The organism is Luteibacter sp., from assembly GCF_036500425.1.
In the GTDB taxonomy this organism is placed as follows: domain Bacteria; phylum Pseudomonadota; class Gammaproteobacteria; order Xanthomonadales; family Rhodanobacteraceae; genus Luteibacter.
Map to the genome: position 1 here is coordinate 1 of NZ_DASYCB010000052.1, position 22,133 is coordinate 22,133.

The 22,133-nt window shown below is 65.3% G+C and carries 21 protein-coding genes; 2 read left to right on the forward strand and 19 right to left on the reverse strand.

Annotated features, from left to right (window positions below):
- The 8 genes from VGN46_RS13095 to VGN46_RS13130 all read right to left on the reverse strand — a co-directional run.
- Positions 1-95, reverse strand: a 95-nt coding sequence (locus VGN46_RS13095) for a cold-shock protein (protein WP_331544498.1), incomplete at its 3' end; no start/stop codon positions are given.
- A gap of 174 nt (positions 96-269) precedes the next feature.
- Positions 270-1,010: an S-methyl-5'-thioinosine phosphorylase gene (locus tag VGN46_RS13100; RefSeq protein WP_331644152.1), complete on the reverse strand. Its 741-nt coding sequence runs from the start codon at positions 1,008-1,010 to the stop codon at positions 270-272.
- Between the two features lie 5 nt (positions 1,011-1,015).
- Positions 1,016-1,564: a hypoxanthine-guanine phosphoribosyltransferase gene (locus VGN46_RS13105; RefSeq protein ID WP_331644153.1), complete on the reverse strand. Its 549-nt coding sequence runs from the start codon at positions 1,562-1,564 to the stop codon at positions 1,016-1,018.
- A gap of 7 nt (positions 1,565-1,571) precedes the next feature.
- Positions 1,572-2,573, reverse strand: a complete 1,002-nt coding sequence (gene nagZ / locus VGN46_RS13110) for a beta-N-acetylhexosaminidase (RefSeq protein WP_331644154.1) — start codon at positions 2,571-2,573, stop codon at positions 1,572-1,574.
- Positions 2,573-3,091 carry a CYTH domain-containing protein gene (locus VGN46_RS13115; protein WP_331644155.1) on the reverse strand — a complete coding sequence of 173 codons (519 nt, stop codon included), beginning with the start codon at positions 3,089-3,091 and terminating at the stop codon, positions 2,573-2,575. The genes nagZ and VGN46_RS13115 overlap by 1 nt, the downstream gene beginning before the upstream one ends.
- A 16-nt stretch (positions 3,092-3,107) precedes the next feature.
- The gene (gene rlmD, locus VGN46_RS13120; protein WP_331644156.1) at positions 3,108-4,409 is read right to left on the reverse strand and encodes a 23S rRNA (uracil(1939)-C(5))-methyltransferase RlmD; all 1,302 of its coding nucleotides are present in this window, start codon (positions 4,407-4,409) and stop codon (positions 3,108-3,110) included.
- 98 nt (positions 4,410-4,507) lie between these two features.
- On the reverse strand, positions 4,508-5,113 hold the full coding sequence (locus VGN46_RS13125) for a YdbL family protein (RefSeq protein ID WP_331644157.1): 606 nt from the start codon (positions 5,111-5,113) through the stop codon (positions 4,508-4,510).
- Between the two features lie 120 nt (positions 5,114-5,233).
- Positions 5,234-7,261 (reverse strand): hypothetical protein, encoded by a 2,028-nt coding sequence (locus tag VGN46_RS13130; protein ID WP_331644158.1) that lies wholly within the window; start codon positions 7,259-7,261, stop codon positions 5,234-5,236.
- Positions 7,262-7,306: 45 nt separating this feature from the next.
- On the opposite strand from VGN46_RS13130, the gene VGN46_RS13135 reads away from it, so the two are divergent.
- A complete protein-coding gene (locus tag VGN46_RS13135; RefSeq protein WP_331644159.1) occupies positions 7,307-8,044 on the forward strand; it encodes a response regulator in 738 nt (245 codons plus the stop codon).
- 13 nt (positions 8,045-8,057) lie between these two features.
- On the opposite strand, the gene recO is transcribed toward VGN46_RS13135, so the two are convergent.
- The 11 genes from recO to VGN46_RS13190 all read right to left on the reverse strand — a co-directional run bounded on the left by recO (position 8,058) and on the right by VGN46_RS13190 (position 19,803).
- Positions 8,058-8,750: a DNA repair protein RecO gene (recO, locus tag VGN46_RS13140; protein WP_331644160.1), complete on the reverse strand. Its 693-nt coding sequence runs from the start codon at positions 8,748-8,750 to the stop codon at positions 8,058-8,060.
- A 21-nt stretch (positions 8,751-8,771) separates the two neighbouring features.
- A complete protein-coding gene (gene era / locus VGN46_RS13145) occupies positions 8,772-9,710 on the reverse strand; it encodes a GTPase Era (protein WP_331644161.1) in 939 nt (312 codons plus the stop codon).
- Positions 9,707-10,360, reverse strand: a complete 654-nt coding sequence (rnc, locus tag VGN46_RS13150) for a ribonuclease III (RefSeq protein ID WP_331644162.1) — start codon at positions 10,358-10,360, stop codon at positions 9,707-9,709. The genes era and rnc overlap by 4 nt, the downstream gene beginning before the upstream one ends.
- Before the next feature lie 9 nt (positions 10,361-10,369).
- On the reverse strand, positions 10,370-10,747 hold the full coding sequence (locus VGN46_RS13155) for a DUF4845 domain-containing protein (RefSeq protein WP_331644163.1): 378 nt from the start codon (positions 10,745-10,747) through the stop codon (positions 10,370-10,372).
- A 137-nt stretch (positions 10,748-10,884) separates the two neighbouring features.
- Positions 10,885-11,796, reverse strand: coding sequence for a signal peptidase I (lepB, locus tag VGN46_RS13160; RefSeq protein ID WP_331644164.1), 912 nt, complete (start codon positions 11,794-11,796; stop codon positions 10,885-10,887).
- Positions 11,797-11,896: 100 nt separating this feature from the next.
- Positions 11,897-13,687 carry a translation elongation factor 4 gene (lepA, locus tag VGN46_RS13165; protein WP_331644165.1) on the reverse strand — a complete coding sequence of 597 codons (1,791 nt, stop codon included), beginning with the start codon at positions 13,685-13,687 and terminating at the stop codon, positions 11,897-11,899.
- Between the two features lie 140 nt (positions 13,688-13,827).
- Entirely contained in the window at positions 13,828-15,249 is a 1,422-nt protein-coding gene (locus VGN46_RS13170; protein WP_331644166.1) for a Do family serine endopeptidase, read from the reverse strand.
- 119 nt (positions 15,250-15,368) lie between these two features.
- Positions 15,369-16,034: a sigma-E factor negative regulatory protein gene (locus tag VGN46_RS13175; protein WP_331644167.1), complete on the reverse strand. Its 666-nt coding sequence runs from the start codon at positions 16,032-16,034 to the stop codon at positions 15,369-15,371.
- Positions 16,031-16,627, reverse strand: coding sequence for an RNA polymerase sigma factor RpoE (gene rpoE / locus VGN46_RS13180; protein WP_331644171.1), 597 nt, complete (start codon positions 16,625-16,627; stop codon positions 16,031-16,033). The genes VGN46_RS13175 and rpoE overlap by 4 nt, the downstream gene beginning before the upstream one ends.
- Positions 16,628-16,785: 158 nt before the next feature.
- A complete protein-coding gene (locus tag VGN46_RS13185) occupies positions 16,786-19,323 on the reverse strand; it encodes a bifunctional diguanylate cyclase/phosphodiesterase (protein ID WP_331644168.1) in 2,538 nt (845 codons plus the stop codon).
- A gap of 3 nt (positions 19,324-19,326) precedes the next feature.
- The gene (locus tag VGN46_RS13190; protein WP_331644169.1) at positions 19,327-19,803 is read right to left on the reverse strand and encodes a hypothetical protein; all 477 of its coding nucleotides are present in this window, start codon (positions 19,801-19,803) and stop codon (positions 19,327-19,329) included.
- 158 nt (positions 19,804-19,961) lie between these two features.
- Here VGN46_RS13190 and VGN46_RS13195 point away from each other — a divergent pair, with 158 nt between their 5' ends.
- The gene (locus VGN46_RS13195; RefSeq protein WP_331644170.1) at positions 19,962-22,019 is read left to right on the forward strand and encodes a 3-hydroxyacyl-CoA dehydrogenase NAD-binding domain-containing protein; all 2,058 of its coding nucleotides are present in this window, start codon (positions 19,962-19,964) and stop codon (positions 22,017-22,019) included.
- Positions 22,020-22,133: the final 114 nt, after the last annotated feature.

Sequence of the window (22,133 nt, forward strand, 5' to 3'; positions counted from 1 at the left end):
GAAAAGTGGACGAACACGTCCTCCCCACCGTCCTCGGGCGCGATGAAACCGAAACCCTTGGCGTCGTTGAACCACTTGACCGTACCGAAACGCATTGCGGAAACCTCTGGACATGGACTGGAAGCACCCGGATGGCGAGGCTTCCCCTGGATCCCCTGAGCCTGCCCCCGCGGCGCGTGCGAAGTATCATCATGTTTCAGACCAAAGCGCAACTGGGACTCTTTCCCATATGCCCAGGCAAACCCACCCCTGTAGGAGCGGCCAACCGGTCAGGCGAGCATCCGGCCCAGGATAGGCGCCACGTTGGCCGTGGCGGCGGCAAGGTGGGCGAAGATCTCCTCGATGCTGATCTCGGCTTCGTCGCCAGCACCCGCGGCGAAGTTCGCGACCAGGGCCAGGCAGGCGAACTCCAGATCAAGCTCCCGGGCCAGCACGGCCTCGGGCATGCCGGTCATGCCGACCAGGTCGCAGCCATCGCGCTTCATCCGGGCAATCTCCGCGCGCGTTTCCAGGCGCGGGCCCTGGGTCACGCCATGGACGCCGCCATCGATGATGGCCAGGCCCTCGGCACGGGCCGCGGCGACGATCGCCTGGCGCAGGCTTTCGGTGTACGGCTCGCTGAAGTCGATGTGGCGGACTTCGGCGCCTTCGACATCGTTGAAGCTGGTAAAGCGGCCATGGGTGTAGTCGATCACCTGGTCCGGCACGACCAACACGCGCGGGCCCATGTCATCGCGGATGCCACCCACGGCATTCACGGCGACCACCTTGCGGGCACCCAACGCATGCAACGCCCACAGGTTGGCGCGGTAGTTCACCCGGTGTGGCGGCACCGTGTGGCTCTCGCCGTGGCGGGCGAGGAAGGCCAGGCGCTTGCCCTTGAAATCGCCGACGACGATATCGCCGGAGGCTGGACCGAACGGGGTTTCCACGGTATGGCGCTGCGGGTTTGCGAGGCCTTCGAACGCGTAGAGGCCGCTGCCGCCGATCACGGCGAGGTCGATGCTCATGCGGTTCAATCCTTCAGCGCGTAGATGGCCGGCAGGTTTCGGGCCTGCTCGTTGTAATCCATGCCGTAGCCGAATACGTAACGATCCGGAAGATCCACGCCGTTGAAGTCGGCCTCAATGCCCTCGGCGCGACGGCCGTGCAGCTTGGTGCAGAGCACCGCCAACAGGACGCGCTTCGCTCCCATCTTGACGCATGCATCGCGCACGGCCTTCAGCGTATGACCCTCGTCGAGGATATCGTCGACCAGCAGCACCGTACGGCCGGCAAGTGGCACATGCGGCTCGCGCAGCCAGTGCAGGTCACTGCCGGTGGTGGCGCCGCGGTAGCGGGTGGCGTGGACGTAATCGAATTCGAGGTCGGTCTTGATCGCCAGCGAGAGCTGGCCGGCGAAGATCAGTGCGCCGTGCATGACGGTGAGGAAGACCGGACGCTCGCCGGCCAGGGCGGTATCGATCTCGCGGCCCATGCGGGCGATCTCGGTATCGAGCTGATCGCGGGTAAAGAGGACATCCGAGTTTTCGAGCGCTTGCTCGAGCGAGGCGGCGGCGGTCATGGGTAAGTCAGGACTCCAGGGCGGTCACGCGCGCGATAAAGCGCTCGCGTTGGGGATTGTCGACAAGGCCTTCCCAGGTCGAACCGATCGCGCCACGCAGGGGCGCGATGCGTTCGGGCGGCGATAGCCGGCGGCCCTTGACCGCGGCGATCGCTTCGGGAACCACATCGGGGAAGCAGGCCAGCACGAGGTCACAGCCGGCATCGAGGTTGGCGTGCGCACGCGCAGCGATACCACCCGCGCTGGCGGCAGCGGCCATGCTGATGTCATCGCCGAACACGCAGCCACGGAAACCGAGCTCGCCACGCAGGATCTCCTCGATCCATACGTGCGAGTAACCGGCCGGCTGGTCATCGACCGAGGTGTACTTCACGTGCGCGGCCATGACGGCCTCGGCGCGCGCTTCGATACCCGCCACGAACGGCAGCAGGTCGGTGCGCAGGATATCGTCCTTGCTACGGGTATCGACGGCGACCGATTCGTGGGTGTCTTCGGCGACCGAGCCATGCCCCGGGAAGTGCTTGAGCACGGCGGCCATGCCACCGAGGTGCATGCCGCGGACGTAGGCCTGGGTCAGCTCGGCGGCGACCACCGGATCGGCATGAAACGCGCGATCGCCGATCACCTTGCTGCCGCGGTCGATATCGGCGACCGGCGCAAAGCTGAAATCCACACCGATTGCGCGCATTTCACTGGCCATGATCCAGGCGTGCTCCTCGGCGCGATCCACGGCTTCGCCCGGGTCCGTGTCGTAAAGCTTGCCTAGGGCGCGCAGCGGCGGCAGGCGGGTGAACCCTTCGCGGAAACGCTGGACGCGGCCGCCCTCCTGGTCGACGCAGACCAGCAGGTCGTCGCCGGCGACCTCGCGGGCGGCATCGATCAGCGCCGTCACCTGCTCACGCGATTCAAAATTGCGGCCGAACAGGATGATGCCGGCCACGCCGTGCGCGGTGAGCAAGGGGTGCTCGTGCGGCTTCAGCACCTTGCCTTCCAGACCGATCAGCAGCATCAGGCGTTCTCCTTCCCTTCCCGCTCGGCCGGCGTCCAGGTGTTGAACGGCCGGTCGATGAGGTTGACGTTGTAGTAGCGGACCTGGTCGCTCACTTCGCGCCCGAGCCACCCGGGTGTGGGGTACGCGGCATCCGCGCTGTCGAGTTCGATCTCGGCCACGATGAGGCCCTGGTTAGCGCCAGTGAATTCATCGATCTCGAAGTGTGCCCCATCGAGCATGACATGGTGACGAACCTTTTCGACCCGGCCATCGGCCAGGGTATCGAGCATGTGCCGGGCATCGGCAAGCGGTACGGCGTATTCGTACTCCTGGCGCTCGATGCCAAGCGTGGCGGATTTGATGTTGAGCCACGCCTGTTCCCCCGAGATGCGCAGGCGCACCGAGGATTTCGCATGGCCACCCTCGATCGCGCCCATGCCGACCAGGTAACCCTGGGCCATCGGCTCGCTGCGCTCGACCTGGGCGCGCCAGCCATCGCCGGCCAGGAGGAACTTGCGCTCGATCTCGATACCCATGCCTTCCAGACCTCGATCAGCCGCGTTCGAACAGTGCGATGGATTCCACGTGGGCGGTGTGCGGAAACATATCCATCACACCGGCCGACACCAGCCGGAAGCCGTGCTTCTCGACGAGGATACCCGCGTCGCGGGCCAGCGAGCCCGGGTGGCAGGAGACGTAGACGATACGGTTCGTGCCCTTGCGTGGCAGGTATTCCAGCACCTTGTCGGCGCCGGCGCGCGGTGGATCGAGCAGGATCTTGTCCCACGCCTGTTTGGCCCAGGGCTCATCACGCTGGTCATCGAACAGGTTGGCGACGCGGAAGCCCGCGTTGGCGAGACCGTTGCGGGCGGCGTTTTCGGCCGCGCGCTGGACCAAGCCGTGCTCCCCTTCCACGCCCACCACTTCGGCGGCATGCCGCGCGATCGGCAAGGTGAAGTTACCCAGGCCGCAGAACAGGTCGAGCACCTTGTCGGTGGACTTCAGATCGAGCAGTTCAAGCGTGCGCGCGAGCATGCGCTGGTTCATGCCGGCGTTGACCTGCACGAAGTCGAGCGGCAGGAAGTCCAGCGTAACGTCCTCGGCCGGGATGGCGAACGACAGTCGCGGCGACTCGGGCCATAAGGGTGCCACCGTGCTGTGGTTGCCGGGCTGAAGGTAAAGGGCGAAGCCGTGTTCCTGGGCGAAGGCGGTGAGCTTCGCGCGATCGCCGTCCGTCAGCGGGGACAGGTGACGAAAGACCAGGGCCACGGTGTCGTCGCCCGCGGCGAATTCGATCTGCGGGATGTCACGGGCGGTGTCCAGGCTCTGGATCAGCGTGCCGAGCAGGCCCACCTTGGGACCGATCGCCGGGTGGATGACTTCGCATACATCGATGTCGGCGACGAAACGCGGGTTGGATTCCTCGCGGAAACCCACCAGCACGCGATCCTTCTTGTTGACGAAGCGCACCGAGAAGCGACCCTTGCGGCGGTAGCTCCACGGCTGGTCGACCAGCGGCGGCAGCCAGCTTTCTGGAGTGACCTTACCGATGCGCTCGAAATTCTCGGCCAGCACACGCTGCTTGGCGGCGATCTGCGCTTCCGGCGCCATGTGCTGCAGCGAGCAGCCGCTGCACTGACCGAAGTGCCGGCACTTCGGTTCAACACGATCGGGCGAGGCCTCGATGATCGAAACGACCTCGGCATCGTCGTAGTTGCGGTGGCGCTTGCGGTACTTCAGCAGCACGCGCTCGCCCGGCAGCGCGCCGGAGACGAAGGTGGCCTTGTTATCGATGCGGGCGACGCCCCGGCCATCGTGGCTGAGGTCGGTGATGGTGGCTTCGAAGTCGGTCATGCGCTCAAAAACTAAAAGCCCGGACGTATCGGTCCGGGCCGGGGCTGGGAGGCGCCGCGCGGGTCTTCAGCGCGGCGAACGATCCTGGCGGAGAGGGCCTATTTGCGCTTCCAGGCGCCGGAGGCGTCCTGATAATACCAGCCCGAGGGGGCCCGCTCGACCCAGCCGGCAGCGAAGGTCTTGCGGATCTGCGGCTCCCATTCGGGGTGGCCGTTGGCCTTGGCGATCGCGACATAGAGCTGGTCGCGGTCGTCGTTTTCGTCACGGACGATGTTGGTGGCCTGTGAGCGCTGGTCCAGCGGGAGCGAGCCGGCATCGCGGACGGCGACAAGGCCATTGGCGGTGAAGCCGACCGCACCTGAATCCATGAGTGCCTTCAACTGACCACCAAAACGGCCCTTCATGCGCGCACGGATCGCGTCGGTTTCCGGGGAGCGAACCTGGATATCCGGGCTCTCGGCGGCCATGGCCTTCGGGATCACCAGATCGAGCAGCGAGGCGGAGGGCTGCTTGCCGTCCGCGGGCTTTGGCGCGGGCTTGTCGCCGCTGGCGGGGGCGACGCCGCTATCGTCGAGGACGTTGCCGATGAACTGGTCGGCAGCCTTTTGCGCCGCGGCTTCGGGGAAGTAGACGTTGATGGTGACGCAGCCGACCAAGGCAACTGCTGCGGCTAAAATTAGGCCAATCAGTGGTTTGCGTGACATTTGTTACGTCCTTTTGAGGTGGAATGCTTCACCGCTTCGTTGGCTTTCGCGCGCAAGCGCGCTCCTACAGGGGTTGCATCGGCCGGGGTTGCGTTGGCCGGGTGTTTCATCAGGCCGGGCTTATTGGATCGTGGGGCCATCGCCTTTGGTGGCGGCTTGCAGGCGGCGGACCAGGGTGGGCCAGTCGACGTCGCGCTGGTGGCCGACCACGGTAAGGTGCGGCAGGCCGCTGCCTTCGACGATAGTGTAGCCATCCTTCACCGCGCCCAATCCTCCCATGTTGCAGACATCGCCCTTGAGCGTGCAGCTGAGGCCGATACGGCGATAGCCGAACGTTTTGAACAGCTTGAGTACCGTGCCTTGCAGGCCGCCGGCGATACCGCCGCCACCGACCGAAGTGAGGTTGTTGACGGCCTTCTGGCTGATCCGGCCCCCCTGGTCGGCGAGCAACGTGGCTTTGAAGGCCGAGGGCTGCCACGCGACCAGGCGCAGATCATCGATGCCCCCATGCAGGCGGCCGGTGATGCTGCCGAAATCGAAGACCGAGGTCATCTTGGCCAGGTCGAGGTTACGCAGGGCGATGTTGCCGGCGAGTACGGGCGCGTCGCTGAAGGGTCGTGACAAGGTCATCCCGGTAATGTCGACGAAGCCGTCGAAGACGTTCAGCGACAAGCCGCCGCCGAGTTCGACCCGGTCATCGACATAGCGCAGCGAGGGGACCGCGCCACCCAGCGTGCCGCCAAACTCCGGCCAGCCCACCGCGCGACTGAAGGCCGCCATATCGATCTGGGTCAGCGCGAGCGAGGTCTGCAGGCGTTCGCCCGTCGCCGCGGCAGGCTTCCAGCCGAGGGACAGGACGCGCAAGTTACCATCGAGCACCGGGATGGCCATGGGCTTTTCAAGCGACAGCGTGCCGCCCTTGCTTAGCCAGTTGCCCTCCGCCGCGCCATTGGGAATGCGGTACACCTGCAGGCTGCGCCAGCCCAGCTTCGTCACCGGGCGATCTTCCGTCGCGCTCCAGTCGAGCGAGCCACGCAGGCCGTTGACGCCGAGCCGGCCATCCGCCATGGCGAGATCGAGGCCACCGGTCTGGAAGGCGAAGGCCGTGGGCCCACCGGGGCCGATGGCGGCATGCCCGGCCACTTCCCCGCTGGCTTGCAGGCCATCCAGGCCCCAGGTGCGTAACAAGCCCTTGCCGTAACGGTCGTAGGCGACCGGAAAGCGCGCGGTGAAACGATCGAGCTTCAGCTGGCTCAGGTCACCCTTCGCATCGAAGGCCAGTTCACCCTCAAGCTGGAGCGCATCGGGATCGGTCAGGCGCAGACGGCGGATGCCGAGCGTGCCCTTCTGCGCGCGCGCCGAGAGCGAGAGCTGGACCGCATGCCCGGGCAGGTTCGCGTACAACGGGCCGAGCAGCCATTCACCACCGCGCAGGCCCGCATCGAGGTCGATGCTGGCACCATCGCGGTTCATATCCAGGCCCAGCCGGCCGCTTCCGCTGATTTTCTGGCCAGCGAGCTTGCCACCGGGGCTATCGAATCCCAGGCCATCCAGTGAGAACTGGCCTGCGGCCTGGGTGCCTGTATCAAGCAGGTCCAGGGCCAGGTCGGCATCCACTTTGCCCGCGGTCGGGCGACCCGACCACACGGTAGAGAGCAGGCCTTGCAGCCAGCCAGCGGGCAGGTTCTTCAAGGTGATCTGCGCGTGGCTCACCTGGTCCATGGGCATCGCCACCTCGGCGATCGCCTTGTCCTGGGTGATCGTCACAGCCAGCGTATTGGCTGCTTCATCGGCAACGATGTGGACGCTGGCATCGCCCAGCGCCCCGCCGGGGGCGCCGCGCACGCGGACGCGGCCATCAAACACCCAGCGGCCCAACTCGTCGCGATCGAGCTGGCCCTCCAGGCCCAGGCCCAGCTTGCGCCAGCCCATGGCCGGCACATCGGCCTTTTTCGCCGCGAGGCGCAGCTCGATGCCTTTGCCGTCGGCCTGCGGATCGAAGTCGACCTGCATGTCGGTAAGCGACAGGCCCGGGACGCTCAGCGAATCGGCACCCACCGAAAGCCCGGCGTGTGCCGCCGCGCCCCAGGACAACGCGATCCAGGCGATAAGGAAAAATCCGAGGCGGCGGGTTGATACACGGTGCATGCTGCCCCATTCTGCCAAAATCAGATGAACGACATGGAACGTTGGATGGACTCGCACCGCCCTCCCCCTCTTGACCGCGGCACCCAGCGCAAGGTGCTGGTCGCCGATGACGACCCTTCGACCCGGCAGTTCCTGTCAGGCGCCCTGCTTTCCCTGGGTTTCGACGTAAGTCTGGCCGTGGATGGCGCCGATGCGCTGCGCCAGGCACGGGCTATCCGTTTCGATGCGCTGATCCTTGACTGTCGCATGCCTCACGGCGGTGCGATCGAGATCTTGCCCAATCTGCATGCGAGCATCGATGCCGCGTCAGCGGGCGTGCCTGCGTTCGCCACCAGCGCGGAAGTATCGCCGATCCTGCGCAGTGACCTGGAGATGGTGGGCTTTATCGGCGTCATCGAGAAGCCGTGCAAGATCGCCTCGCTCAAGATCGCGCTGGAAGCGGCGCTCGGCGTCGACTCGCGACTGGACGTGCTGGACGACGCCAAGAGCCTCCTGGCCACGGGCGACCTTGCGATTGTCCGGTCGCTCCGCGCACTGCTGCGCACAGAGCTGCTCGAACTGCGCAGCGAACTGCACACGCTGGCTCACAATCCAGCCGTGCTGATAGATCGGTTGCACCGACTACGCTCGGCTTGTGGCTTTTGTGGTGCTACGCGCCTGGGTGAGCAGGCGAAGGCCTTGCAGGGTCATGTGGTGGAATCTCGCCATGCCGCGCCTGCCGTGGTGGAGCGCTTTCGGCGGGAGGTTGAGGCAACCATCGCAGCACTCGTTTCGGGGCACTGACGCGGAAACCCCGTTATCGCAACACGCGCCACGCCTTCAGTTCACCACCACCCAGGTGGAACGTAATGACCTGTCGCATCATACGGCGAAGTGCGGCGAGCCCGGCCTGGTCAGGCACCGTATCCGCGGCCAGGGCTAGCAAATCGGAACCGCGCAACGCGCGCGGATCACCGCGGCGTCCGGGCATGGCCCCGGACTCGGGATCGTAGACATAGGTCGCGGCGGCATCGAGTGGCTCGCCGTTGATCGCATCCACATCCAGTTGCAAGGCATAGCCCAGTGCGTCGAGCATGTCCCGTTCAAACCGGCGCAGCGTCCACGCCAACGGGTGGCCTGCCGCCATGCGCTGCAAGGTTCGCTCATAGTGGCCGAACAGTTCGGGGTTAGGGTCCTGCCGGCCGGTCAGGCGCACCGCGAGTTCGTTGAGGTACAAGCCGGCGAGCCCGGCATCACCGGTGAGGCGCAATGGCACACCAACAGGCTCGGCCGACCGCAACGTGGCCAGTTCACCCTTCAACAATAGATCGAGCGCCAGCCGCTGAAACGGCTCCAGCTGCGCCCGCTGCATGCGCGCCCGTTCGTTGCGAACGCCACGCGCGACCACGCCAACGCGCCCGTAATCACGGGTCAGGCATTCCACCAGCATGGAGGTTTCGCGATAAGGCCGCGCATGCAGCACGAAAGCAGGTTGCTGTTCGACACGCATGCGCGGTGAGCCCGGTAAGGCTTATTCGTAACCGAAACGCTTGAGCAGGTTCTCGTCGTCAGCCCAGCCTTCGCGGACCTTGACCCAAAGTTTCAGGAACACCTTGCGCTCGAACATGTGCTCCATGGCCTTGCGTGCGGAGGTACCGATCGCTTTGAGCTGAGCACCGCCATTGCCGATCACGATGGCCTTCTGGCCATCGCGCTCGACCCAGATCACGGCGTGCACTTCGGCGACGCCATCCGGGCGATCCACGAAGCCTTCGATTTCCACCGTGGTCGCGTACGGCAGCTCCTGGTCCAGGCGCAGCATCAGCTGTTCACGAACCATTTCGGCGGCCAGGAAGCGCTCGCTGCGATCGGTGATCTCGTCTTCGCCGTAGATCGCGGCCTGCTCGGGCAGGCGCTTGAGGATGCCCTTCTCCAGGCCGGACAGGCCCTTCGACTTGAGCGCGCTCACGTAATACACGTCATCGAACGGATGCTTCTGCATCAGGTCGGCGACGAACGGCAGCATGGCCGTCTTATCCTTCTGCAGATCCACCTTGTTGATGGCCAGGAGCTTCGGCATGTCCTGCTGCTCGCAAAGCGCCTGGTACATGGCCGCATCTTCGTCGGTCCAGCGACCGGCTTCGATCACCTGCACGGCGAGATCCACCTCGGTGACCGCCGCGCGGGCCGCGCGGTTGAGGCTGCGGTTCATGGCGCGCTTGCCGCCACGGTGCAGGCCCGGGGTATCCACGTAGAGGATCTGGCCGTTGGGCTTGGTGGAAATGCCCAGGATACGGTGGCGCGTGGTCTGCGGGCGGTGGCTCACGATGGAGAGCCGCACGCCGATCAGCGCGTTGAGCAGGGTGGACTTACCGACGTTGGGGCGCCCCGCCAGCGCGACGTAGCCGCAGCGGAAGTCGTCGTCGACGAGGGTGTCGTTGTCGTTATTTTCGAAATCGATATCGTTCATGGTTTCTTTTCCAGCAGCCTCAGCAACACCGCTTCGGCGGCGTCCTGTTCGGCGGCACGCCGGCTGCCCCCGCTCCCTTCGGTGCGGATGGCTTCCGGTTCGTCAATGGAGCAGCTTACGTCAAAAATCTTGGCGTGGTCTTCGCCGTAGCTGTCGGTCAGTTCGTAAACGGGCAGCGGCAAGCCCTTGCCCTGTAGCCACTCTTGCAGGCGGGTCTTGAAATCCTTGCTCGATCGTTTGAGTTCTGCCACGCGTGGTGTGAAAAGCCTGCGCACGACCTGGCGGCAGGCATCGTAGCCATCGTCCAGGTAGACGGCGGCCAGCATGGCCTCGAAGGCATCCGCCAGGATGGATTCGCGGCGGAAGCCGCCGCTCTTGAGCTCACCCGGGCCCAGCTTCAACCGGTCACCCAGCTCCAGCTCGCGGGCGACCACCGCCAGCGCCTGGCCATTCACCAGTTGGGAACGGAGTCGCGAGAGCTCACCTTCGCTGGCATTCGGGTGCACTTCGTACAGCAGTTCGGCGACGAGGACACCCAGCAGGGCATCGCCCAGGAATTCCAGCCGCTCGTTGTTCGGCTTCCCGGCGCTGCGGTGGGTCAGCGCCAGGCTTGCAAAACCAGGATCACGAAAACGATGCGGAAATTCCACGAAACCTCATTACCCAGCGTTAGTGCTGCGGAGCTGCACCGATTTGTCGAAATGAAGCAGGAAATCGATGTTGTAGATAAACGGAACGCGCTTGTCGTAAGCCACGCGCAAGGTCGGCAGGCCGGCAGTGCGGTTAATGGTGATGTCCTGCGGCTTGATTGTCGAATCATCGACGTACTGGAAGCTCATCTTGAACGCGAGGTGGCGGCGGGCATCCGCGATATCGTCGTTACCGGGCTCGTTCGCCATCTGGTTCATCGCCTTAACGACGCCCATGTACTCGATATACGACGGCACCAGCTTCATGGCCATCAAGCCAAAGAAGCCCAGCACCATGAGCACGATGATAAAGCTGACGAGGGTAATACCCGATTGCCTGGAATTCATATCTTGACCCTGCCGCGCGTGGGCGGCTCCCCTGTTGATTCGGATACCGAAGGGGCGCACCTGCGCCCCGCTGCGGAGATTACCTTGTCCGCGCCGGGGCGCAACGCCCCGGGCCGTGACCGGGGCCACCCTTTGGGTCAATGGATGACCTTGCCCATACGGGAGAAATCGAACATGCCGCTGATACCGTTATCGAACCCGCGCCAGGCCAGCCAGACCAGGAACGCCTTGCCGACGAGGTTTTCCTCCGGCATGCAGCCCCACCAGCGGCTATCGGTGCTGTTCATGCGGTTATCGCCCATGACGATGTAGCAGCCCTTGGGCACTTCCGAGGGCACCACGGCGTTGGGGATATCCTGCGGCATATTGTAAGCCGGGGTCAGGGCGATCGTATGGTTCACGCTGCCCAGGTGTTCGGTATAGAGCTTCGAGCCGTAGGTCATCAGCAGGCGGTCTTCCGGCTGCTTCAGGTCGCCCTTGTAGGGTCCCAGCTCGTCCATGGCGACGCGCTCGCCATTGATGAACAGCTCGCTGCCACGGGTTTCGATCCGGTCGCCCGGCACGCCGATCACGCGCTTGATCCAGTTTTCACTGGGTACCGGCGCGTTCGGATCCTGGCAGGTCAGGTCGCCACTGCGGACGATATGGCCGTTGCCATCCGGGCAGCGGTAGCCGGGGAAGCGGAATACGACGACATCGCCGCGGCGCGGCTCGCCGTTTTCCACGATCTTGTTGTTGAAGGCCGGCAGGCGCAGGCCGTACGAGAATTTATTGACGAGGATGAAGTCGCCCACGTCCAGGGTCGGCATCATCGAGCCCGACGGGATCCGGAACGGTTCCGCCACGAACGAGCGCAGGATCAGCACCACCAGGATCACCGGGAACAGGGAGCGGGCCCAGTCCACCGGCCAGGGCTCGGCGATTTCGCTGCCCTGGGCTTCGGCTCGGGCACGCCGGCCCTTGGCGAGGAACAGGCGATCAAAGAGCCAGATGACGCCGAAAAGGACCGTCACGCCCAGTAGGATCGCCGAAAAATCAAAAGCCGCCATGCCATCTCCGTTAGTCGTGTGAAGGACCCGGTGGGTCCATTCCGGCGCATCCGGCGCCGGGTTTCCATGGGTAAAACGTCATGCCACCCGCGGGTGACTCTTACTTGTCGACCTTCAGCACCGCGAGGAAGGCTTCCTGGGGGATTTCCACCGAGCCGACCTGCTTCATGCGCTTCTTGCCTTCCTTCTGCTTTTCCAGGAGCTTCTTCTTACGCGATACGTCGCCGCCATAGCACTTGGCGAGAACGTTCTTGCGCAGGGCCTTGACCGTGGAGCGGGCGATAACCGCCGCACCGATCGCCGCCTGGATCGCCACATCGAACTGCTGGCGCGGGATCAGCTCCTTCATGCGCTCGACCAGCTCGCGGCCGCGGCGATCCGCGTGCGAGCGGTGCACGATCAGGCTCAGGGCATCGACGCGATCGCCATTGATAAGGATATCCACGCGCACAAACGGGCCGGCGTCGAAGCGCTCCAGGTGGTAATCCATCGAGGCATAGCCCCGCGACACCGATTTCAGGCGATCGAAGAAATCCAGCACGACTTCCGCGAGGGGCAGCTCATAGGTGATCTGCACCTGGGTGGCGAGGTACTGGATCGTCCGCTGCACGCCACGCTTTTCTTCGCACAATTTGATGACGTTGCCGACGTACTCGGCGGGCGTGAGGATATTGGCGACGATGATCGGCTCGCGGATCTCGGCGATCATTTGCGGCGGGGGCAGCTTGGCCGGGTTATCCATGCTGAGCACGGAGCCATCGGTCTTCGCCACTTCATACACCACCGTCGGCGCGGTCGTGATCAGGTCGAGGTCGTATTCGCGCTCCAGGCGCTCCTGCACGATTTCCATGTGCAGCATGCCGAGGAAGCCGCAGCGGAAACCGAAGCCCATAGCCTCAGAACTTTCCGGTTCGAAGAACATGGCTGCATCGTTCAGGCGCAGCTTGTCGAGCGCCTCGCGCAGCGCCGGGTAATCATCGGCCGAAACCGGGAACAAGCCGGCGAACACGCGCGGCTGCATGGTCTGGAAGCCCGGCAGCGGTTCCGCGGCCGGCTTGCCGGCGTGGGTGAGCGTATCGCCGACGGGGGCGCCGTGGACATCCTTGATCGACGCGTTGATCCAGCCCACCTCGCCCGCCGAGAGCTTCTCGAGCTTCTTGCGCTTCGGTGTGAAGACGCCGACGTCATCGACCAGGTGGGTGCGGCCCGTGGACATGACCAGGATCTTGTCGCCCGGCTTGATCTCGCCCTGCATGACGCGAACCAGCGAGACGACGCCCAGGTAATTGTCGAACCACGAATCGATGATCAGCGCCTGGAGCTTGTCCGTATCACGCGGCTTCGGCGGCGGGATCTTGTGGATGATCGCCTCGAGCACTTCGATGACGTTCTGCCCGGTCTTGGCACTGACCGGAATGGCGTCGGACGCATCCAGGCCGATGACGGCCTCGATCTCGGCCTTGGCCTTGTCGATATCGGCGGTGGGCAGGTCGATCTTGTTGAGGACCGGAATGACCTCCAGACCCTGCTCGATCGCGGTATAGCAGTTGGCCACGGACTGGGCCTCGACACCCTGGGCGGCATCCACCACCAGCAGCGCGCCCTCGCAGGCGGACAGCGAGCGGCTCACCTCGTAGCTGAAATCCACGTGGCCCGGGGTATCAATGAAATTGAGCTGGTAGGTCTTGCCATCGCGGGCCGTGTACGGCAGCGACACCGACTGCGCCTTGATGGTGATGCCACGCTCACGCTCGATCGGGTTGTTGTCGAGGACCTGCGCTTCCATTTCGCGCTCGGACAAGCCGCCGCACAACTGGATGATGCGGTCGGCCAGGGTCGACTTACCGTGGTCGATGTGGGCAATGATGGAGAAGTTGCGGATGAGTTCCATGGAGCGCCGTGGTCACGTTCACCATCGCTCGCGGCGCGAACGACGCGCACCCGCCGTCTTGGCCGGTGCGAATCCCGCATTATCGCATGGCAAGGGCCGTCCGCGCTCGGCGGCCCGGCCCATCCCTTGCGAGCGTGCCCCTATTTGTCGCTTGGCACGGTAATTCCTACGAACCGCGTGGAGTCGGCGCGGCGGACCAGCAACATGGCCGTATCACCCTCTTTCACGCCTTTGACGGCATCGCGGAAGGCGGCGGCGCTGCCGACCCGCTTCTGGTTGACCATGAGAATGACATCACCGGTTTGCAGGCCGGCACTGGCGGCGGCACGGCCGGTGATCTTGCTCACCACCACCCCCTCGCCCGCCTTCAGGCCCAGCTCGCTGCGCGATTGCGCATCGATATCTTCCACGGACAGGCCCAGCGCCGCTGCCGAACCGCCGGCCGCCGCACCCATCGCTTCGGCCAGGGCGTTCTTGTCGCGGGGCAGCTCGCCGACCTTGACGTCCACGCTCTGCTTCTTGCCATCGCGCAGGATCTCCACCTTGGCCATGGAGCCCGGCGGGGTGATGCCTACGAGCGGTGGCAGGTCCACGGACTGGGTGATGGGGGTGCCGTTGAAACCGAGGATGACATCGCCTTGCTTGAGGCCGGCCTTGTCTGCCCCGCTACCCGGCGTGACCTGGGCGACCAGGGCGCCGTTGGCGTCGGGCAGATTGAGGTTTTTCACGAACTGGTCGACCGGCTGGACCGTCACGCCGAGCATGCCGCGCGAGACGTAACCCTTGGCCTTGATCTGCTGGACCACGTTCATCGCGACGTCAATAGGAATGGAGAAGGACAGCCCCTGGTAGCCACCTGAGGTCGAGTAGATCTGCGAGTTCACGCCGATGACCTGGCCTTGCAGGTTGAACAGCGGACCACCGGAATTGCCGCGATTGATCGGCACATCGGTCTGGATGAAGGAGGTATAGGGTTGGTCGCCACTACCCAGGTTGCGACCCACGGCGCTGATGATGCCGTGGGTAACCGTGGCATCCAGGCCGAACGGGGAGCCGATCGCCAGGGCCCACTGGCCCCGCTTGACGCTGCGCGAGTCGCCGATCGTGACCGTGGGGAGCGCACTGGCATCGACCTTGAGCAAGGCGATGTCGTACTGCGGATCCTTGCCGACGACCTTGGCGGTGAAGGTGCGGCGATCCTGCAGGCGGATCTTCACCTGGTCCGCATCGTCGACGACATGGTCGTTGGTGAGGATGTAGCCGTCGGCCGAGATGATGAAGCCAGAACCGAGCGAGGTCTGCTCACTCGGCTGCGCAGGCATGCCGGGTAAGCCAAAGAACCGCCGTAGCAGTTCGTCCTGGTCATTGGGACTGTCCTGCGCCCCGCGACCCGCCCCTTTGCGTGCCGCCGTGGGGCCAGAGGATTTCGCCTCGACATGGACGACGGCGGGTGCGTTCTTCTCAACGATGCCGGTGAAATCAGGCAAGGTTTGGGCTTGCGCGCCGACGCTCGCCATGACGAGCGCGCCACCGATCAGCGCGCGTGCGTGCCAGGATGCCATGGGTGTTTCTCCTTTTCTTCAGGCATGACCGCCCGTGCGGCGGCTTCGCCACACGGTTCACTTAAAAGCAGGAAGGGAGGCGCGCCGGGGACGGCGGCGCGCGCCGGATACGACGCGGCTTATCGCGCGGCCGGTGCCGCTTGCGGCTGCACGTAGCGGGAGCCATCCGGGCGGGTCATCAGCAACTGGTACTGACCCCGGCTGGCATCGCGGACTTCGTCAGCGCGAACGCGCTGGATCTGGTACGGGGTGGAGCGCGGCAGGTACGCGGTAGCGGCCTCGTCACCCGAACTGTCGAAGGCGGCCTTCTGGGTGAACTGCGAGGCGACATTGCCGCTGAGCCACTGCGGGGCTACCGGCGCAGCCGCCGGCTCAGGCGTGGCGTCCGCGATATCGGCACCCGCCGATGCCGCGGCGTGGTGGGCGACTTCGGGTGCCGCACCGTGGTTGCCGGCAGGCTGCGAGGCCATGAGGGCCGCCACCGCCACGCTCGCGGCGATGGCGCTACCGGCGGACCAGTGCAACCAGCGACGGCGCGGCGCCGCTACCGAGGTCGCCTGTGGCATGGCTTCGGCCTCGATGGCCGCCATGACGCGATCGGCGAAGCCGGCCGATACCGGCGGCAGTGCCTCGCCGCGCAGGCCGTCGCGGCCGGTGTGGTAGCGCGACCAGGTGCTCGCCAGGGCCGAATCGGCCTCCAGGCGGCGCAACAGGAAGCGGATCTCCTCCCGTGACAGCTCTCCATCCATGCCGGCAGAGAGAATTTCCCGATTGGCTTCGCTCATGGGTTCAGTTCCTCGCGGTCGGACAACAATGGCCGCAATTTTTCATCAATGGCCTCGCGGGCCCGGAAGATACGCGAACGGACCGTCCCGATCGGACAATCCATGGCGGCGGCAATTTCCTCGTAACTCTTGCCTTCCACCTCGCGCAGGGTAATCGCGACCCGAAGTTCCTCGGGCAACGCTTCGACAGTAGAAAACACCGTTTGTTCCACCTGCTCACGCATGAGTTCGCGCTCTGGGGTGGCGTTCTCATGCATGCGCGTGGCCCCAGGCACGTAAACGGCGTCCTCGGCATCGATATCGCCGGTGGGCGGGCGGCGGCCCATGGCCACCAGGTGGTTCTTGGCCGTGTTCACGGCGATCTTGTACAGCCAGGTGTAGAAAGCGCTTTCGCCGCGGAACGAGCCCAGGGCGCGCCACGCACGCACGAAGGCCTCCTGGGCAATGTCCTCGCACTCGGTCCAGTCGTGGACATAGCGTGAAATCAGGGCGACCAGCTTGTGTTGGTACTTGCGGACAAGCAAATCGAAGGCGCGGCGATCTCCTTGTTGCACGCGTTCGACAAGTGCTTGATCCAGTTCGTTTTCGCCCATCCGGGCCGTCTCCTCAAACTCATTCGGTCCAGTCGCGGGCGCAGCTGAGACCTGCCGCGGCCCCGCAAGTTCAATCATGCGCGCCCCAGACAAAAATATGCGGTTGCACCGGTGAAGCTCAACCCAACCGGTAGGTCGGATCGCGCGCAAGCGCGCTCCTACACCATGGCCAGGCTCTGGCCCTCGGTCACGATGCGCTCGCGCTCGGCAAGGAGCTTGTCGAAGGTGACCGTCGGCAGCGGCCGGCAGAACAGGTAGCCCTGCAACTCGTCGCAGCCGTTCGCCTTCAGGAACTGCAAGTGCTGCTCGATCTCGACACCCTCCGCCACCACGCCGCGCTTGAGCCGGTGGGCCATGTCGATCGTGGCGCGGACGATGGCTTCATCATCGGGATCGACACCGATGTTGCGGACGAAGCTCTGGTCGATCTTGATCCGGTCGGCCGGCAGGCGGCGCAGGTAATCCAGTGACGCCGCGCCCGTACCAAAGTCATCGATCGCGATGCGGCAGCCCATCGCATGCAGTGCATCCAGGGTTTCCACCAGGTGCGGCACCGTCTTCACGCTGATGCTCTCTGTCACTTCCAGTTCGAGCAGCGACGCATCCAGCCCCGTATCTTCGAGCGCACGGGCGACCACGGCGGCCAGGTTGGCCTGCATCAGCTGCACCGCGGAAAGATTCACGCCCAGGCGCAGGCCCATACGGTACCGGTCTTGCCAGGCGGCGGCTTGAGCGCATGCGGTACGCAGCACCCACTCGCCAATGGGCACGATGAGGCCACTGGCCTCGGCAAGCGGAATAAAGAACCCTGGGCTGATCATCCCCAGCTCGGGATGTTCCCAGCGCACCAGCGCTTCCATGCCGACGATATCTTCCGTAACGGCATCGACCTGGGGCTGGTAGAACACCCGCAACTCCCCATTGCGTTCGGCATGGCGCAGGCGCGCCTTCAGTTCGCCCTGTTGCTGCTGGGCGGTATCCACGCTGGCCGCGTACACCTGGTAATTGTTGCGACCCAGGCTCTTGGCACCGTACATGGCCTCGTCGGCGTGGCGCAGCAGGAGCTCGCCCTCAACCGCATCATCCGGGAAGAAGGCGATACCGACCGACACCGTGGCTTGCAGTTCGGAGCCATCGTCGAGGTGCAATGGCACTTCCATCGCCTGCACGATTTTCTCGGCAATCCGCAGCACGTCTTCGCGCTTGATGATGTGGCGAAGCACCAGGGTGAATTCATCGCCGGCGTAGCGGGCCACCGTATCGGAACCGCGCACGCTGGAGCGCAGGCGGCGAGCGACCGCCGTAAGCACCTGGTCGCCCACGGCATGGCCCAGCGTTTCGTTGATGCCCTTGAAACGATCGAGATCCACGAACAGCACGGCGAAGAGTTCGCCGGTGCGCGACGCTTCGCGGATCGTGGTATCCAGCCGGTCGTTGAACAACAGGCGATTGGGCAGGCCGGTCAGCGGATCGACCAGCCCGCGCTCGCGGCCCTGGTCGCGCGCACGGCGTAGTTCGAGCGCCGCGCTGAAGCGCGCCGAGGCGGCACGCAGTGCCAGCTCGAATACCCGGCCATCGCTGGCCGCACGCCGGCGGCCCGCGAGCATGGCACCAATGGGATTGCGCCGTTCATCGAACAGCGGCAGGAAAACAATCGAACTGAGGCCGAGCGCATCGATAAGCGGATCGGCCGGCATCGCGGCACGGCCATCGCCTAGCCGCACGATCGGCTCGCCGCTCAGGCAAAGCTTGAGCAAAGGCAGATCGGCGGCGTCCGCCCACTCCACCTGGCCGGGGCCGTTCCAGATGCGCGCGATGACTTCGGGGTCGCCTTCGCTTTCCGGCAGCGCGCTCCAGATACCGACGACATCAAGGTCGAGCGCATCGGCCAGCATCGCGGCCGCCTCGCCCAGACCCTCGTCGTCACTGGGGCATGCGTCGAGAACGGAGAGCAGGGACAACGCTCGCGCCGCCGTATCGCTCGCGCGCATGTCGCGAAAAGCGACGGCGATGCGGTGGCCACCCTGGCCATCGAGCAGATGGCGAACATCGACCTCGCCAGGAATCTCGCTGCCATCGGCACGGTGCAGCACGCAGGCCATACCGTCGCCATCGGGCATCGGCCAGCTCGCGCCATCGACCATGATGAAGACATCGCGCAACAGCCGACCCTGGATCGGCGCATCCTCCGCACACAGGCGGCGCATGCCGGCACCGGCATCGACGATGCACCCATCCGATGCGGAAGCCACCGCCCAGGCGGCGCCGGCATCGAATGCAAAACGGAAATCCGCCTGAACCGCGGTCGGTGGCGGCGTCGTATCGACGGCCACCGCCATGCGCACGCGCTGGGCGAGTTCGGCGGCGATCGCACTTTCGCGCAACCAGGCAGCACCATCATCAGGCGCGACGGCAAGAGGACCATCCGGCACGAGATACACCACCGGGATGTCGCGATAGGCGGCGAAACTACGCAGGACACGCATGCCAAGGCGCACATCGTCGCTGCCATCGCCGCCCACCACCGCGACTTGCAGCGGCGGCGCATCGGCGAGCAACGCCTCCAGCTGGAACGCATCGCGCGCGCTGAGCAGGACAAAAGCGCCATCGGCGTCGAGGGCGTCGAATACCGCGCGGCGCATGTCGCGGCGCGGGGTAAAAATCAGGACGCCGCTGGCGTCGGGGATCGACATCATGGCTCAGACCACCCAGCGGCCATCGCGAAGGCGCGGAGCGATGGCACGGGCCCCGCGGTCGGCATCGACGCGGACGATATCGTCATCGAAGGTGGCAAGCAGGGTCGCGCTGGCACCGAGCAGGACCACACGGCGCACGTGCCCCGTCTGTGCCTTGGCAAGTTGCCGTAAAAGCGCACCATCGGTCGCGCTGGGAACACCCGCCGGCATATCGAGCAGGTACACCCCAAAGTGCAGGCTCTGCAGGATGTAACGGAGCGCATCACCAAGCCGGGTGCATCCTGGCACGCGCATCTGAGCATCGCGCAGGCTGGTCAGCCCCTCGCCGCCACGCCACAGATACACGGCCTGGCCGGTGCGCCGGGCGACCAGGCGGAACTGATCGATAAGCATGATCGGCTCGTCCGCTTTCAGGGCGACGAGCGGGCCGGCGGCCGAAAGGATTCGGTCGAAGACATCCGTTCCTACGATGGGATCCACAGACCTCGGCCATCTGGCTACTTGACTGGCGCGCAGTATCGGGCCAACCGGGGTCGCGGCGCCAGATGGGTGCGACGCGCCGACCATACGGCGGGGTATCTCGCATTCGGCACGACGGGAAGGTATGGTGATGCGCTCATTCGCCACGCACGACGGCCATGTTCGAAGGACTCCGATTCAAGCACTGGAAGACCAGCGAAGGCGACGATGGCATCGTCGTCCTCACCCTTGACCGTGAGGGCTCCAGTGCGAACGCGCTGGCCCGCGAGGTCCTGGATGAACTGGGTACCCTGGTGGAACGCCTGGCTATCGAAGGCCCGAAGGGCGTCGTGATCCATTCTGCCAAGCCCTCCGGCTTTGCCGTGGGTGCGGACATACGGGAATTCGTGGAGTACGCGCACACCGGGACCGTCCTCGAGAACATCGAGAACGGCCAGCGGGTGTTCGAATCCCTGGCCCGGTTACCCTTTCCCACCGTGGCCGCGATCCACGGCGCATGCATGGGCGGCGGCGCGGAACTGGCGCTCGCCTGCCGTTACCGCATCGCCGCGGACGACGACAGCACGAAGATCGGGTTGCCCGAAGTCATGCTCGGGATCCACCCCGGCTGGGGTGGCAGCGCCCGCCTGCCGCGCCTGATCGGCGCACCGGATGCCCTGCCTGCCATGCTGACCGGCAAACCATTCCATGCGCGGCGTGCCAAGACCGTGGGCCTGGTCGACCGCCTGGCCCGGCCGGACGAACTCCTGGCCGAAGCCCGCCACCTGGCCAAGCGTCCGTCGCCCCGTCCTTTCGCGCAGCGTGCCAAGGCCTGGGCCACCAACACCCTGCCCGTCCGCTTGATCCTCGCGCCCATGGTGCGCAAGCAGACGGCGGCGAAAGTGCGCAGGGAGCACTACCCGGCGCCCTTCGCGCTCATCGATGTCTGGGCTAACGGTGGCGGCAACATCCAGCAGCGGCTCAAGCTCGAGGCCCGGTCCGTGGCGAAGCTCGCCACGACACCCACCGCCCGCAACCTCATCCGGATCTTCTTCCTGCAGGAACGCCTGAAGGGCCTCGGCGGCGGCATCGACCACGGCATCAAACACGTGCACGTGGTGGGCGCGGGCACCATGGGTGGCGATATCGCCGCATGGTCGGCGCTGAAGGGCTTCGAAGTCACGCTACAGGATCGCGAGCTGCGTTTCGTGGAGCCGGCGATCAAGCGCGCCCGCGCCATGTTCGAGAAGAAACTCAAGGCACCGGCCAAGGTGGAAGCGGCGACTGCGCGCCTCCGTGCCGATGTCGAAGGCAAGGGCGTGGCCGATGCGGATCTCGCCATCGAAGCCATCTACGAGAACCCGGAAGCCAAGCACGCGCTGTACGCGACCATTGAGCCGCAGTTCCAGGCGGACGAGATCCTCGCGAGCAACACGTCGTCGATCCCGCTCGATGAACTCCGCCAGGGCCTCGGTGCACCGCAGCGCTTCCTCGGCCTGCACTTCTTCAATCCGGTGGCGCAGATGCCGCTGGTGGAAGTGGTACGCCATGACAAGCTGGACCCGGCGATCGAGAAGCGCGCGCTCGCCTTCTGCAAGGCGATCGGCAAGTTGCCCGTGTCGGTCAAGGGCACGCCAGGCTTCCTCGTCAACCGCATCCTCATGCCGTACCTGATGGAGGCCATGCGCCTCTACAACGAAGGCGTGCCAGGCCCGGTGCTCGACCGTGAGGCAAAGAAGTTCGGCATGCCGATGGGGCCCATCGAGCTGGCGGATACGGTCGGCCTCGACGTGTGCGCGTCGGTTGGCAAAGAGCTCGCCCCGTTCCTTGGCCTGGAAGTGCCTGCCGGCCTTGACGAGAAGCTGGCCGCGAACAAGCGCGGCAAGAAGGATGGTGAAGGCCTGTACGTGTGGAAGGAAGGCAAGCCAGATAAGCCGGACGTCGATCCCGCGTACGTGCCGCCGGCCGATCTGCAGGACCGCATGATCCTGCCGATGGTAAATGAAGCCGTCGCGTGCCTCGCCGAGGGCGTGGTCGATGATGCCGACCTGCTTGATGCCGGCGTCATCTTCGGCACGGGCTTCGCACCGTTTCGCGGCGGCCCCATCCAATACTTGCGCACCGAAGGCGTCGCCAAGGTCCGCGAGCGCCTGGCGAAACTGGAACAGGCGCACGGGGCGCGCTTCAAGAAGAAGGAAGGCTGGGATAACCCCGAGCTGGCCACCCCGCCAGCTTGACGCTACCTGGGATCGCGCGCAAGCGCGCTCCTACAGACGCCTGCCCGTGACGTGACCGGGATCGCGCGCAAGCGCGCTCCTACAGGGGCCTGCGCAGGTCTTTTGTAGGAGCGC